The organism is Streptomyces sp. NPDC056479 (genome assembly GCF_042795335.1).
Taxonomy (GTDB): domain Bacteria; phylum Actinomycetota; class Actinomycetes; order Streptomycetales; family Streptomycetaceae; genus Streptomyces.
Genome location: NZ_JBHTRZ010000003.1, coordinates 615,595 through 630,505, shown reverse-complemented (window position 1 = coordinate 630,505; position 14,911 = coordinate 615,595). Strand labels below are relative to the sequence as shown.

General features: G+C 69.6%; 11 protein-coding genes. 3 read left to right on the top strand and 8 right to left on the bottom strand.

Going from position 1 to position 14,911, the window contains the following annotated elements:
- The 3 genes from ACFQ6S_RS14315 to ACFQ6S_RS14305 all read left to right on the top strand — a co-directional run bounded on the left by ACFQ6S_RS14315 (position 1) and on the right by ACFQ6S_RS14305 (position 3,981).
- On the top strand, positions 1-492 hold the full coding sequence (locus ACFQ6S_RS14315; protein ID WP_383407985.1) for a hypothetical protein: 492 nt from the start codon (positions 1-3) through the stop codon (positions 490-492).
- Between the two features lie 82 nt (positions 493-574).
- Positions 575-1,852, top strand: a complete 1,278-nt coding sequence (locus ACFQ6S_RS14310) for an MFS transporter (protein WP_383407982.1) — start codon at positions 575-577, stop codon at positions 1,850-1,852.
- Between the two features lie 125 nt (positions 1,853-1,977).
- The gene (locus ACFQ6S_RS14305) at positions 1,978-3,981 is read left to right on the top strand and encodes a calcium-binding protein (RefSeq protein WP_383407979.1); all 2,004 of its coding nucleotides are present in this window, start codon (positions 1,978-1,980) and stop codon (positions 3,979-3,981) included.
- A gap of 43 nt (positions 3,982-4,024) precedes the next feature.
- Here ACFQ6S_RS14305 and ACFQ6S_RS14300 read toward each other — a convergent pair whose 3' ends face one another.
- The 8 genes from ACFQ6S_RS14300 to ACFQ6S_RS14265 all read right to left on the bottom strand — a co-directional run bounded on the left by ACFQ6S_RS14300 (position 4,025) and on the right by ACFQ6S_RS14265 (position 14,911).
- The gene (locus tag ACFQ6S_RS14300) at positions 4,025-4,834 is read right to left on the bottom strand and encodes an ABC transporter permease (protein ID WP_383407976.1); all 810 of its coding nucleotides are present in this window, start codon (positions 4,832-4,834) and stop codon (positions 4,025-4,027) included.
- A 1-nt stretch (position 4,835) separates the two neighbouring features.
- Positions 4,836-5,642 (bottom strand): ABC-2 family transporter protein, encoded by an 807-nt coding sequence (locus ACFQ6S_RS14295; RefSeq protein WP_383407973.1) that lies wholly within the window; start codon positions 5,640-5,642, stop codon positions 4,836-4,838.
- Positions 5,642-6,649, bottom strand: coding sequence for an ATP-binding cassette domain-containing protein (locus ACFQ6S_RS14290; RefSeq protein WP_383407970.1), 1,008 nt, complete (start codon positions 6,647-6,649; stop codon positions 5,642-5,644). Before ACFQ6S_RS14290 ends, ACFQ6S_RS14295 begins: the two co-directional genes overlap by 1 nt.
- A 137-nt stretch (positions 6,650-6,786) precedes the next feature.
- A complete protein-coding gene (locus ACFQ6S_RS14285) occupies positions 6,787-9,669 on the bottom strand; it encodes a glycoside hydrolase family 2 TIM barrel-domain containing protein (protein WP_383407967.1) in 2,883 nt (960 codons plus the stop codon).
- Between the two features lie 12 nt (positions 9,670-9,681).
- Entirely contained in the window at positions 9,682-10,566 is an 885-nt protein-coding gene (locus tag ACFQ6S_RS14280) for a carbohydrate ABC transporter permease (protein ID WP_383407964.1), read from the bottom strand.
- A complete protein-coding gene (locus tag ACFQ6S_RS14275) occupies positions 10,563-11,528 on the bottom strand; it encodes a carbohydrate ABC transporter permease (protein ID WP_383407961.1) in 966 nt (321 codons plus the stop codon). Before ACFQ6S_RS14275 ends, ACFQ6S_RS14280 begins: the two co-directional genes overlap by 4 nt.
- Before the next feature lie 20 nt (positions 11,529-11,548).
- Positions 11,549-12,814, bottom strand: coding sequence for an ABC transporter substrate-binding protein (locus ACFQ6S_RS14270; RefSeq protein ID WP_383407958.1), 1,266 nt, complete (start codon positions 12,812-12,814; stop codon positions 11,549-11,551).
- A gap of 231 nt (positions 12,815-13,045) precedes the next feature.
- Entirely contained in the window at positions 13,046-14,911 is a 1,866-nt protein-coding gene (locus ACFQ6S_RS14265) for a glycoside hydrolase (RefSeq protein WP_383407957.1), read from the bottom strand.

The following is a 14,911-nucleotide window of genomic DNA, read 5'->3' as shown; positions in this document are numbered from 1 at the left end:
GTGGACGCGGGTGTCAGGGACCTCCGCAGTGCCGACCACCTGCTCCACGCCCTGGCGGCCGAACTCACCCTCCCCGAGGGCACGTTCGGCTGTACCCACCTGGTGCGGGGAGAGCGCCCACGCGTGGCGCTGTCCCTCACCCTCCCGTCCGAGTCGCTCCTGCGTACCGCCCAGGAGCGGCTCGCGGCCGGGGGACACGAGGTGTCACCAGGGGCGCCGGACGCGGTGGGCCGGGCGGTCCTCTACCCGGGCGTCACGGCACTGACCGGCACACTGACGATCGCCGAGGTGCTGTCCCGCTCGGCCATCGACCGGGTGACGGTCCTGGGCACTCCCGGGCAACCGGCCCCGGACGCCCTGCTGATGACGGGCGATCACATGCGCCCGACCTGGCAGGACAGCGAACTCGTCCTGACCACCATGCCGGCGGTGGGCGGGACGCTCGTGCCGTTCGAGGTACCGGATCCCACGCCGTGCTGCGCTGACCACTGAGGGCGCTGTTCCTCGGTGGCCGCCGCCCCCCGTAGGGTTGCCGTTCGATTCATGTACGGGGCTTCGAATCGACGGGGGGCGGATGACGTACGAGGCAGAACGCGCGAGGGAAGCCGACGACCCACCCATCCCTCCCGCGCCCCCGACGGACCACCCCGAACGACCCCTGTGGCGGCAACGGGACTTCGGGACCTTCTGGGTCGCGCAGACCCTCTCCGTCCTCGGTGACTCCTTCGCGCTGATCGCCCTGCCCCTGCTGGTGCTCCAGGCGACCGGCTCGCTCGCCCGCATGGGGCTGCTCACGGCGGTCGGCGGGGCGGCGGCGGTCGTCGCCGCGGTCTTCGCCGGGGCCGTCGTGGACCGTGTCGACCGGCGCAGACTGCTCATCGTCTGCGATCTCGTGCGCCTGGTCCTGTACGGACTCGTCCCGCTGGTCTGGCTGTTCGGGCCGCAGATCTGGCTGCTGTACGTCGTCCTGCCGCTGTGCGAGGCCGTCGGCATGCTCTTCGCCGTCGGGTACGTCACCGTGGTGCGCGGTCTGGTCGGTACCGAGCGGCTCACCGAGGCCAACGGCCGGCTGAACGCCACCGCCGCCGCGGCCGGCGTGCTCGGGCCGCTGTGCGCCGGACTGGTCGCCGCCTGGTCCGGCCCGGCCACGGCCATCGGTGTGGACGCGGCGAGCTTCGGTGTCTCCGCCGCCTGCCTGGCCTTCGTACGGGTGCGCGGACGGCAGGGGAAGTCCACCGAGCGGTCGGGACTGTGGCGGGATCTGCGCACCGGCATCGACTTTCTCCGCGGTCACCCGGTGCTGCGCGCCCTGACGGCCCTGCTGTTCGTCTTCAGCTTCCTCACCCTCGGCCTGAACGACCTCGTCATCTACCACCTCAAGCACGACCTCGGCCACGACGACGGCACGGTCGGCACCGTCATGGCGATCGGCGCGCTCGGCACGATCGCCGGCGCCCTGCTGGTGGCCGGGGTCCGCAGGCGTCTCGGCTTCGGGCCGACCTGGACCGGCGCGGTCGCGGTGTGCGGGCTCTCCTTCGCCGGGCTCGGCTGGGCGCGGGACGTCCCCGTCGTCGCGGCCCTGGCCGCCGCCTTCCTGGCCTGCGTCGGCATGGCCGGCACCTGCTCCATGTCGCTGCGCCAGGAGGTCACTCCGGAACCGCTCCTCGGCCGGGTCACCTCCGCCTTCTGGACCTTGCAGTACTCCGCGGCCCCGATCGGAGCGGCCGTCCTCACCTGGGCCGCGGAACACCACGGCACCGCCCCGGTCGCCCTGCTGGCGGGAGCGTGCTGCGTACTGATCGCGGTCTGCGCGCTCTTCACGCCGATACGACACTCGGGTCACCGGACCTGACCGGCCGGCCTCGCGTTTCATATCGTCGGAACGGTTACCCCGCAGGGTGGAACTCTGCGGTCCAGTAAGCCGATTCGCTGGCCAGCCGTCGATCGGCGCCGTCTCCGCATCCGGACGCTGGCGCCATGTCCATCATTGATTCCCTACGGGGAGCCTCACGTGCCCTGGCCTTGCTGGCCATGGCGCTGGCGTTCGTCGTCGCCGTACCGCACGGTGCGTTCGCCGCACCCGGTGACCTGGACACCACGTTCGGCACCGGGGGCCGGGTCAGCATCCCCACCGCCACCTACGCCGAGGGCGAGGACGTGGCCGTCCAGCCCGACGGAAAGATCGTTTCGGTCGGGTGGGAGCAGGGCCCGGCCGCTGCCGACTTCGTCCTGACGCGGCACAACCCTGACGGCAGCCTCGACACCTCCTTCGGCGGGGGCGACGGTGAGGTGCTGACCGACTTCGAGAGCGGCGACGACGTGGCCCAGGGGGTGGCGGTCCAGCCCGACGGGAAGATCGTCGTGGTCGGCCGGCACCAGGAGACCGACGACGAGTTCGCGGGCTGCTGCTGGTTCACGGTGGCCCGCTACAACTCCGACGGCAGCGTCGACACGTCGTTCGGCGGCGGTGACGGCTGGGTCAGCCCCGGTCTGGCCGGCGGGGCCGAGGACGCGGCCGGAGTCGCGGTGCAGCCCGACGGGAAGATCGTCGCCGGAGCCTTCGCCGGCGGCTGGTTCGCGGTCGTCCGATACCTGCCCGACGGAAGCCCGGACGGCGCCTTCGGCGGCGGTGACGGTGTGACCCTGACCTCGTTCTCCGAGTCGGGCGGCGCGGTCGCGCACGACCTGGCGCTGCAGCCCGACGGGAAGATCGTCATGGCCGGCTACGCGGGCGAGACCGCCTTCGACTTCGCCGTGGCGCGCTACAACCCCGACGGCAGCCCGGACACCACCTTCAGCGGCGACGGCAAGGTCACCACGGACCTCGGCGGATACAACTGGGCCGAGAGCGTGGCCGTGCAGTCGACCGGCAGGATCATCGTCGGCGGACAGAGCGCGGACCGCTTCGCCCTCGTGCGCTACAACGTCGACGGCAGCCGCGACACCACCTTCGGCACCGGCGGAGTCGCGACCACGGACTTCGGCGGCACAGCCCGGGTGAGCGACCTCGTGGTCCAGCCCGACGACCGGATCGTCGCGGCCGGCAGCGGGTCGCCCGGCGACTTCCTGCTCGCCCGCTTCAACGCCGACGGCACGCTCGACACCGGCTTCGGCACGGGCGGCCGCACCACGACCGACTTCGGCTCCAGTGAGGGGGCGAAAGCCCTTGCCCTCCAGCCCGACGGCAAGGTCATCGCCTTCGGCAACGACATCAACGGCCGACGCCTCATGGCCCGTTACCTCGGCGGCGTCGGCACCCCGCCTCCGCCGCCCGCCGGAGTCGACCTGTCGGTCACCAAGACCGGCACCGGCGCGGTCGGCATCGGCGATCGTGCCACCTTCACCGTGACGGTCGCCAACAACAGCACCACCACCTCGGCGACCGGAGTCACCCTCACCGACACGGTCACCGGACCCGCCGCCACCGTCATCTCGGCCACCCCGGCCCAGGGCACCTGCACCACCTCCGCCACCGGCGCGACCTGCGCCCTCGGCACCCTCGCCGCCGGCGCCCGCACCACCGTGACGGTCGTCGTCGAACCCAGGGCCACGGGAACCCTCACCGACCGGGCCACCGTGAGCGCGGCCCAGTCCGACCCGGACACCGCCAACAACACGGCCACGGCTCCCACCACGGTCAACAACTCCCGCGGCTGCACCCGCATCGGCACCAGCGGCAACGACACCATGACCGGCACCAGCGGCACCGACGTCATGTGCGGCCTCGGCGGCGACGACACGATCAACGCCGGCTCCGGCACCGACACGGTGTACGGCGACTTCGGCAACGACCGCGCCGACGGCGGCCTGAACAACGACACCCTCACCGGCGGACCGGGCAACGACACCCTGCTCGGCAACTCCGGCAACGACCGCCTCGACACCGTCGACAACGTCCCCGCCAACGACACCGCCAACGGCGGCCTGGGCCTGGACATCTGCACGACGGACACGGGGGACGCGCGCATCAGCTGCCCGTAGACACCCCACCGGCCGGCACCCCTCGGGCTGCCGGCCGGCTCCGTCATCCGTTCACCCCCGTGTAGTGCCCGAGCGCCCACCGCCACAGCCCCCGCGCCCCCAGATACGCCACCAGCCCCAGCAGCGGCGACGACGCTGCCAGCCAGTACGGAACGGCGGTGTCGTGGCCCGTGAGGACCGCCGCCGGGAAGTACGCGACGAACGCGAGCGGGAGGGCGAAGGTGAGGAAGCCGCCCACCGCCTTCGGAAGGACGTTCAGGGGGTAGCTGCCGAAGGTGCCGAGGAGTTCCTCCAGCCAGCGGCCCCAGTGGTCGGCGGCCGGGTAGCGCAGGCACGCGGCGGCCACGGCCGTGAACAGGGCCGCCTCCAGGAGCATGCCGCCGATGATCGCGGCGATCAGATACAGGACACGGTCCGCCGACCAGTCCAGCGTGCTGCGGCCGAGCGCGCCCGCCATCAGGCCCGCCGCGACCGTCAGGTCGCCGATCGCGTTGGTGGGGAAGTAGTCGAGCTGGACCTGGCGGTGCACCGGCATCGGGCGCAGCAGATAGATGTCGATCCGCCCTTCCTGGACCTGCCGGCCGATGAAGTGCATGCGGCCCAGGAACAGCACGAACAGACCATGGGCGAGCATCCGGATCGCCGGGATCAGCAGTACGTCCGAGCTGTCCCAGCCGCCCATCCCCGTGAACCGGGCCAGCAGCACCGTCGCGAACACGATCACCGACATCTGCCAGATCGCGCCGATCGCGATGTTCAGCAGGAACTCGGTGCGGTACTCCATCGCGGCACGGATGTTGAGCAGCGAGATGCGCCACACGATGCGCAGGGATTTCACGGTCTTCGACGACATCTCAGCCTCCCTGCGAGATCACGCGCCGCGCCGCCCGCCGCCACACCCACCGGGTGCACAGCGCCAGCACCACCACCCAGGCCGCCTGGACGGCCAACTGCGCCCCCGCGTCGGACACTTCGATCCGGCCGACGTAGATCGACAGCGGCACGCTCAGCGTCGCCTGGAAGGGAAGGAAGCCGCTCACCGTGATGAACCAGTCCGGGAAGAACCACAGCGGCGCGTACACCCCGGACAGCAGGTTCTGCGCGAAGATCAGGATCAGCATCGCGGAGTTGTTGCGGATGGTGAAGAAGCACATCTGGTCCAGGAGAAGCATGACGTAGTACAGGACCCATTGGCCCAGCAGCATGCTCAGCGCGAACACCCCTGCCACCACGGCGGACCGGGGCGGCTCGACCACCCCCGCGGCCAGGCAGATCACATATCCGAACAGCGCCCACGCGAGGCCGTACAGCTGCTCTCCCAGCGCGCGCACGGCGTAGTACCGCTGGGGCGGCAGCGGGCGCAGGTACCAGTAGACGATCGTGCCGAAGTGCATGTGCTGGATGACCGTGTCCCGGCCCGCGTACTGGTCCAACTCGCGCAGCCGGGAGGCCAGTACGGCCAGGACGGCGTACGTGACCGCCTGGTCGCGGGTCAGTCCGGCGGTCGTACCGGTGTGGGCGTACAGGCCGCGCCACAGCGACGCCACCAGGACCACCTGGACGGTCAGTCGCAGCAGGACGGCCGTCATCCGGGGCGGTGTGTGCAACTCGCCGAGCGGGGTGACACGGGCCGCCCGCCAGCCGTGCAGGACGGAGGCCATCAGGCTCCCTCCGCGGCGGGCCCGGCATGGACGTACGCGGCCCGCATCACGTCCTCCAGGTCCGCCTCGTGGAGCGCGAGGTCGGTCACCTCGTACCGCTCGATGACCTGCTTCAGCGCCTGGTGCACGGTCGGGGCGTCGGGGCCGTCCGGTCCGAACACGGCCTCCGGGCCTTCGCGGCGCAGCAGCGCGATGCCCGGCAGCGGGCCGACCTCGGTGTGCGGGTCGGCCAGCGTCACCCGCACCTGCCAGGTCGAGCCGAACTTGCGGCGGATCTCGTCGAGCGTGCCGTCCAGGACGAGCCGCCCGTGGTTGATCAGCACCACCCGCTCGGCGAGCCGCTCGACCTCCGTCATGTCATGGGTGGTGAGCAGGACCGTACGGCCGCGCTCCTCGACCTGGTGCCGCAGGAACTCCCGCACCTGTTCCTTCACCACCACGTCCATGCCGATGGTCGGCTCGTCGAGGAAGACCACCGGCGGGTCGTGCAGCAGGGCGGCGGCCAGGTCGGAGCGCACCCGCTGGCCGAGGGAGAGATGACGGACGCGGGTGTCCCAGAAGGAGGAGAGGTCGAGGATGTCGTCGAACTCCGCCAGTCGCGCCGCGTGTTCGGCCTTCGGCACCTCGTAGATGTCCCGCAGGATCGCGAACGACTCGCGCACCGGCAGGTCCCACCACAGCTGGGTGCGCTGCCCGAACACCGTGCCGATGTTGCGGGCGTTGCGCTCACGCTCCTCGTACGGCACCACGCCCGCGACCCGGGCCTCGCCGGCGGTGGGCGTGAGGATGCCGGTGAGCATCTTGATGGTGGTGGACTTGCCGGCGCCGTTCGGGCCCAGCAGGGCGAGGAGTTCGCCGGGGGCGACGGAGAAGGTCACGTCGCAGACGGCGTGTTTGGCGACCTTCTCCGGGTTGACGAGAGAGCGCAGCGCGCCGGCGAAGCCGGGGCGGCGGACGGTGGTGTGGAAGGTTCGGGACAGACCGCGAACCTCGATATTGCCAATCAAGTGGCATCAACTCCCTTGCCGTGAACGCAAGTCGCGGCCGGTCGGCATGGCTGCCGACCGGCCGCTGGTGACCTTCCGACGGTCCCGGAAAGTCGATCAATCGGTCAATCGATTTACAGCATTCTCACCGAGGTGTCTCACTCGGTGGACTCGGCGGTCGAGAACACGAACGAGAACCTGGCAGGCTCGGCCTTGAGGAAGTACTGCGGCAGCGGACCCGGCCCGCACGACTGCGAGCCGATGCCGTGCTGGCCGTGGTCGAGGTTGACCCAGACCGTGTCGCCCGGCGTGAGGTCGGTCAGATGCCGCGCCGCGTCCAGCTGCTCGCTGGTCCAGGGCCGCGCGCTGAACCAGAACTCCGGGTCGCCGTCGATCCGCAGGCCGCCGAGCTGCGCCCAGCGGACGTCGGACCGGGCACCGTTCTCCTGCGGGCGGACGTACGGCGTCTGGAGTTCGTCGATGCTCGCGTCCCACAGCAGGAGCTGCGCCGCGGCCTTGGTGTCCGGGTACGCCTCGCCGCCACTGCCGAACCAGGACGCGAACCCGACGGAGTCCGCAGGCAGCCCGAACCGTACGCCGAGCCGGGGCAGCGGCACCTTCCAGTCGCCCTCGGGGACGACCGAGACGGTCAGGCGCAGCCGGGTGCCGTCGGACGTCCAGCGGTAGTCCGTGCGCAGGCCCACCTCACGGGCGGCGGGCGCCACCCGGGTGCGTACCGTCAGCGCGTCCGCATCCGTCTCCACGCCGTCCAGCCGGTGCCGCATACGGTGCAGGCCCAGCTTCCGCCACAGCACGCCGTACCGGGTGTCGTCCTGCCAGGACGCGCCCTCGTCGTTGTCGGTGGGGGCGCGCCACACGTCCAGGCGCAGACCGGTGATGTCCACCCCGCCGAGCGACCGCAGGGCGCCCGTGCGGGCGTCGAAGACGGCCGGGCCGAGCAGGATCCGGTCGCCTTCGGCCGAGGGCGCGGCGCCGGTGGCCGGTGCGAGGGGCGCGCGCGGTGCGACGGTCCGCTGCGCCCAGGCCACCTCGTGGCGCTTGTCCGCCCACAGGGTGTCCTCGGCGAGCAGCGCGCGGACCGTCCACTGGACCTCGTCGCCGTTGCCGTCGGGGGCGGGTGCCGGCAGCTTGACCTCCGCCGACTCACCCGGCGCGAGCGGCGGCACGGTGAGCGTGTGTGCGCCCGTGGGCATTCCGTCCACCTGGTACGAGAACTCGAACTCCAGGTGCGAGAGGTCGGCGAAGTCGTACGCGTTGGTCACCCGCACCGTGCCGTCCGCGCCCTCGATGCGGACCGGTTCGATGACCTTCTTGTACTCGACGAGCCCGGGGGAGGGCCGCCGGTCCGGGAAGATCAGCCCGTCGCAGACGAAGTTGCCGTCGTGCAGTTCCTCGCCGAAGTCGCCGCCGTAGGCGAAGCCCAGCTCGGGGTGCTTGACGCCGTGGTCGATCCACTCCCAGATGAAGCCGCCCTGGATCCGGTCGTGGGCCCCGAACAGCCGCTGGTAGTCGGCGAGTCCGCCGGGTCCGTTGCCCATCGCGTGCCCGTACTCGCACTGGATGAAGGGCAGTTCGCGCCGCTTGCCGGGACCGCCGTCCAAGCCCTGCCCGATCCGTTCGACCTCGGCGTGGGAGGCGTACATCCGCGAGTACACGTCGGTGTCGCGGCAGTTCCAGTCGCCCTCGTAGTGCACGAGCCGCGAGGAATCCCGGCCGTGGATCCACTCGGCCATCGCGGTCAGCCCGCGACCGGTGCCGGCTTCGTTGCCGAGCGACCAGAAGACGATCGACGGGTGGTTCTTGTCGCGTTCGACCATGCGGGCCGCGCGGTCCAGCAGGGCCGGTGTCCAGCGGTCGTCGTCGACGGGGTTGTCGCGCCAGCCCTGCTCGGTGAACCCGTGGGTCTCCAGGTCGCACTCGTCGATGACCCACAGGCCGTACTCGTCGCACAGGTCCAGGAAGGCGGGGTGCGGCGGGTAGTGCGAGGTGCGCACCGCGTTGAGGTTGTGCCGCTTCATCAGCAGCACGTCCTCGCGCATGGTCTCCAGATCGAGGGCGCGGCCCTTCTCGGGGTGCCACTCGTGCCGGTTGACGCCCTTGAACAGGATCGCCCTGCCGTTGACCTTGATCAGGCCGTCCTCCAGGACGACCGTACGGAAGCCGATGCGCAGCGGCACGCGCTCACCCGCGGTGATCAGCTCGCCGTCGTACAGCCTCGGCGTCTCCGCCGACCACGGCTCGACCGTGACCGTGACCGGCTCGCCGGTCGCGACATCGATGTCGAGGGCGGGCACGGACACCCGCCCGTCGACGTCGGAGTCGACGCGCAGGGTGCCCTCGCCCGTGTCGTGGTCGTAGGAGGCGTGCACGAAGAAGTCGCCCGCGCCGCCCGCCGGGCGGTGCAGCAGGGTGACATCACGGAAGATGCCGGGCAGCCACCACTGGTCCTGGTCCTCCAGGTAGGAGCCCGCCGACCACTGGTGCACCCGCACGGCGAGCACATTGCCGGACGGCTTCAGCAGCTCCCCGACCGCGAACTCGTGCGGCAGACGCGAGCCCTTGAACTCACCGAGTTCCGTGCCGTTCAGCCAGATACGGGCACAGGACTCCACGCCGTCGAAGCGCAGCACCACGGCGCCGTCGTCCAGGGCGGGCCAGTCGTCCGGCAGGTCGAAGACCCGCAGGTGGTCGCCGGTCGGGTTCTCCGTCGGGACATGCGGCGGGTCCACCGGGAAGGGGTAGAGATGGTTGGTGTAGATGGGTGAGCCGAACGCGCCGTCGCCCTGGAGGACCCAGTGGCCGGGGACCGTGACCTCGGCCCAGTCCCCGGCGTCGTACCCCTGCGCGGCGAAGGAGTCGTCCTCGGCATCGGCGGTCGCCGACAGACGGAAGCGCCAGTCACCGTTCAGCGACAGGGACTTCGCGTCCGAGGTGGCGTACCAGGCGCGGGGCGGGAGGGCCCCGGTGCCGGGCGAGACGTCCTCGACGTATGCGACGGAGCGGGTGGTGCGGAAAGACATCGGTCTCCTTGCTCAGCCCTTGATGCCGGTCTGTGCGATCCCCTGTACCAGCCAGCGCTGAAGGAAGAGGAACACGAACACCAGGGGCAGGATGGAAATGGCCGTGGCCATGAAGATCAGGTGGTAGTTGACGGTCTGGTTCGTCATGTACGACGAGAGCGCGACCTGGACCGTCCAGGCGCTGGGGTCCTGGCCGATGACCAGCGGCCACAGGAAGGCGTTCCAGCCGTTGATGAACGTGATCGTGGCGATCGCCGCGAAGAAGTTCAGCGAGTTCGGTACGACGACACGCCAGTACGCACCCCAGTAGCCGAGCCCGTCCACGCGTGCCGCCTCCTCCAGCTCCTTGGGGAACCCCAGGAAGTACTGCCGGAACAGGAAGCAGGTGAAACCACTGAAGAGGCCCGGAATGATGAGACCCCGGTAACTGTCCACCCAGCCGAGGGACGACACGAGGACGAAGCTCGGCACGAAGGTGACCGCCGTGGGAACCATCAGGGTCACCAGGACGGCGTAGAAGACCTTGTTGGCGTGCCTGTACGGGATACGGGCCAGGCCGTAGCCGGCCATCGAGCAGATCAGCAGGATGCCCGTGGTGTGCAGGACGGCCACGACCACGGAGTTCCACAGGGACCGGGCGAAGTCGACGGTGACGTCGTCGAACGGCTCGGTGATGTTGCCCCACTGGATGTCCGTGGGGAACCATTTCCAGTTCTCGCCCGTGATCTCCGGGTCCGTCATCAGCGCGTTGCGGACGATCAGATAGAAGGGGATCAGGAAGAGGAGCGCCGCGAGGCCGGCCGCGATGTACAGGCCGGTGTTGCCGATGACGCCGCCGCCGCGCCTGGCCTTGGCCGGCTTCGTCGCCTTCCCGAGGTCGGGTGCCGTGGTGGTCACTTGGACTCCTCACCCCTTCCGAAGCCCATGATCTTGCCCTGGAACAGCGTGACGACGCAGATCAGCAGGGTCAGGACGACCGCGCCCGCGCTGCCCACGCCGTAGTTCTGGTTCTCTCCCAGGGCCATCTTGTACAGCTCGACCAGCGGCGGCTGGCCCCAGGTGGCCTTGGAGAGCAGGTTGAAGAACTCGTCGAACGCCTGGTAGGCGGCGATGAGCAGCAGCAGGATCACCGCGGTCGAGGTCGCCCGCAGCTGCGGCAGCGTGATGTACCGGAAGGTCTGCCAGCCCGGCTTGGCGCCGTCGATGGCGGCCGCCTCGTACAGCTCCCGTGGGATGTTCTGCAGCGCCGCCAGGAACAGGATCATGTAGAAACCCGACTGGAGCCACAGGCGTACGGTCACGATGACCAGCCAGTACCAGGGTGGGTCGGGAACCGCGAGCCAGGCGATGTTGTCGATGCCGAACCAGCTGAGGACGGTGTTCGCCAGGCCGAAGCGGACGCCGTTGAAGAGCGACATCTTCCAGATCAGCGCGGCCGCGACATAGCTGACCGCGGTCGGCAGGAAGAACACCGACCGGAAGAACGCCCGCATGAACCGCAGCCGGTTGACCAGCAGCGCCAGGCCCAGCGACATGGCCCAGGTGGCGGGCACGATGAACGCCGCGAACACGGTGAAGGTGACCAGGGAGTTCAGGAAGTCCGTGTCGGTCAGGATCTGCCGGTAGTTGTCGAGGCCGACGAACTCGCTCGGCGTGACGGTGAAGCGTGCCTCGAAGAAGCTGAGCCAGATGCTCCAGCCGATGGGCACGAAGACGAAGATCACCAGGCCGATCAGGAACGGACCGGTGAAGAGCCAGAAGTTGAGGGTGCTGCTCGCCCTGAGGCCCCGCCGCGGCCGGTCCTTGGAGACCTTGGCCGGGGCGGGGGAGGCGACCCCTTGTTCGGTGGTGGTCGACATGTCGAGATCCGTCCGGTGGTCTATCCGAAGAGCTTCTTGAGCTCGGCGTCGACCTTCTTCTCACACGCGTCGAGCTGGGCCTTCGGGTCGTCGTCCTTGCGGACGGAGTTCGCCATCACGTCGTTCAACGCGGCGATCATGGCCTGGGTCCAGCCGATGTTGTCGAAGTGGCCGAACTCGTTGAACAGCTTCACGCCCTCGGCCGGCAGACCGGACTTCAGCTTGGTCGCGGACTCGGCGAGGGAGGTGCGCGGCGGGATGTGGAAGCCGTAGGAGGTGGCGAAGTCCTCCTGGTACTTCTTCTGGTCGATCCACAGCCACTTCACGTATTCCTTGGCCGCGTCGACGTTCTTGCCCTTGGCGTTGACGAACATCGACCAGCCGCCGTTGTAGACCGATTCCTTGCCGGCCGAACCGACCTTCGGGAAGGGGAAGACGCCGATGTCGTCGCCGAGGGCCTGCTGCATGGCCGGCATGGCCCACATGCCGCACCACTGGATCGCCGTCAGGCCCTGGGTGAAGGCCGAGGGGTCCCACCACTCGGTCGGGGCGCCGAGTAGCAGGTTGCCGCTGGTGAACAGAGAGCGCAGCTGCCCCAGGCCGTCCGCGACGGCGTCGGTGTTGAACGCGGGCTTGTTGTCCGCGGTGAGGGTCTCGGCGCCGGCCGACCAGATCAGGTTGTGCTGGACGGGGGTCAGGTCGCTGCCGAGGAAGGCGCCCTTGACCTTGCTGGTGGTGAGCTTGTCGGCGGCCTCGATCAGCTCTTCCAGCGTGGTCGGCACCTCGACCTTCGCCTTCTCGAAGAGTGATGGCCGGTAGAAGAAGAACTGCGGGTCGTCGATCATCCGGACGCCGTATATCTTGCCGTCGACCGTGTGCGAGGTGATGTCGGCCTGGTTGAAGTCGTCCTTGACCGGGTCGATGATGTCGGTCAGGTCGGCCACCTGACCGCTCTTGATGAGCTGGATCTGCGGGTGGAACTCGAAGACGTCCGGCGCGTTCTTGGTCAGCAGCGCGGCGAAGAGCTTCTGCTCGAAGTTGCTGCCGGTGATCCACTGGGTGGTCACGCCGGCCTTGTCGTAGGCCTTCGCGTACTTCTTGACCGCCTGCTCGACACCCGCCTCGCCGTACGCGTGGAAGTACTGGTTCAGATCGACGCCCGAACCGGAGCCGCCGCCACGGCCGTTGTTGCCGCCGCACGCGGCGAGCCCGCCGGCCGCGGCCAGGCCCATCGCGGCTCGCAGAACGGTTCGGCGGTCCCAGTTGCTGTTGCTCAGTGCCGACATGGTGACGTCCTTGTCTCGAGTACGGCTGCGGCGATGCGCCATGGCTGATGCGGCTCAGCGCCAGATGGCTCAAATGGGGGTGTGGTGCGGGACGTTAACCTTCGACTAAGGCTTCGGCAAGGGGTTGGACGAAGTCTGCACGAAGCGTTGCGCAACGTTCGGGATACCGGACGTGAGGGGGTTGCGAGCCGACGCACCAGTGGCCCGCAACCCCCTTGCGGGAGAGGGGAGTTACTCCCGGAACCAGGCCTGGTTGGTGCCGCCGTTGCAGGTGTGGACGCCCACCTTGCTGCCGTCGGCGGTCGCCTGCCCGCCGACGTCGAGGCACTTGCCCGAAGCCTCGCTGACGATCTGCCCGTTGGAGTTCAGCAGCCACCGCTGCCCGGCGTCACCGGTGAAGTCGGCGGCCGCCGCCAGTCCCGAACTCCCCACGGTCAGATAGCCGTCGGCGCCCTTCAGCGCACCCCGCCGGTCGTACGACCACGACTGCTCGGCCCCGCCCGTGCAGGTGCCGATCACCGCACCCGAGGCGTCCGCGGTCAGGCACTTGCCGGACTGCTCGCCCTGCCAGGCACCGGTCACCGCCGAGGTGCCGCCGAACGGCTTCTGGTCGAGGACGTACGTCGTGATGGAGCGGGCCGGCAGCGCCGCGGACACCGTGCCGCCCTTCACCGAGGGCCTCGCGACGTTCGCCCAGTTCTCGTCGGCCGAGGTGCGGACCGCCTTGGCCGCCCGCATCGGCGACCTGCTGTTGAAGTGCAGGTTCAGGTCGGTGTCGGTGGTGTTGTGGTTGTTGACCACGACCACCCATTTGCCGTTCCGGTCGTACGCCGAGGCCTCTACGCCCTCCGGCAGCCCCGTCACGTCGTGCATGACCGAGCCCGGCTTCACGAACTTGCTGTACTGGCCGAGCGCGTAGTACCGCTTGGTGAAGTACAGCGTCTGGTTGCCGTTGGCGGCGTAGTTCGGGTCGTAGTAGATCAGGCCGTCGTTCCAGCCCTGGTCGTTCTTGGCGAGCGGGTCGGAGCCGATCATCTCCGACAGGGCGACCCACCAGTGGAACGCCGAGTCGTGCGCGGTCGCGAAGTCCTTGTAGATGATCCGCGACAGGCTCAGACCGCCGTCGATGGTCGGGTCGTACTCCTGCGCCCAGCCGGTGCCGCCCTTGCCGAAGCAGCAGATCTCGGTGGACCAGGACGTCTTGCCGACCGACTTCGACGTCTCGTACACCTTCGCGCGGTTGGCGTCGGACGGGTTGTCGTAGGTGTGATGGGCCAGCTTGTCGACGTACTGGGCGGTGCCCGGCTCGTTGATCCAGCGCGGGACCTCGTCGTTGAACTTCACCGTGCTGGTCGACTCGTCGGCGATGATGCCGGTCTTCTGCTTGCGGGCCTGCAGTTCGGCGCCCAGCGTCCGCACGATGTCGTCGCGCTGCGGCACGTCGACGAGCATGCCCTCCTGGCCGCAGGAGTCGAAGCTGTTCGTCGGCTCGTTGAACGGGCTGATGTAGTCGATCTTCACGCCCTGCTTGGCGAAGTGACCGGTGACGTCCGCGACGTACTTCGCGAAGTCCTGCTCGTTCTCCGCCTTCAGGTAGCCGCCACAGCTCTTGCCGTTGGTCTTCCACCGGGCGGGCGCGCTGTTGACGAAGGCGATCAGGTCCTCGACGCCGTACTCGGCGGCGGCGTACAGGAACGCACGGCCCGCCTTGTCCTTGCTCCAGTCGTATGTGCCGTCGGCGCCCAGGAAGTCCTCGGGGGCGCGCGGGGCGTAGGTCACGTCGGTGCCGCCACCGCCGATGTTGTAGCGGTAGGCGCTCAGGTCCAGGCCGCCGGAGGAGAACAGCAGCTTGGCGACCCGGGCCTGGATCTTGGGGTCGAAGTTCTTCAGGTCGTTGACCCACCAGGCGCCGGAGGCCCCGATGTTGTCGATGGCCTGGGCGGCGTGCGGCGAGACCTCGGCCGCCGGGGTGCCGGCGGCGCCCGCGGCCGGGGCGGATATGAGGGGGCCCGCGACGGCCAGCGCGGCCGCGGCCGTCAGCAGGACCGATCTGCGGGGGTGGGGGTGGGGGTTCGTGCGGGGCAGAGTCACGTGCAT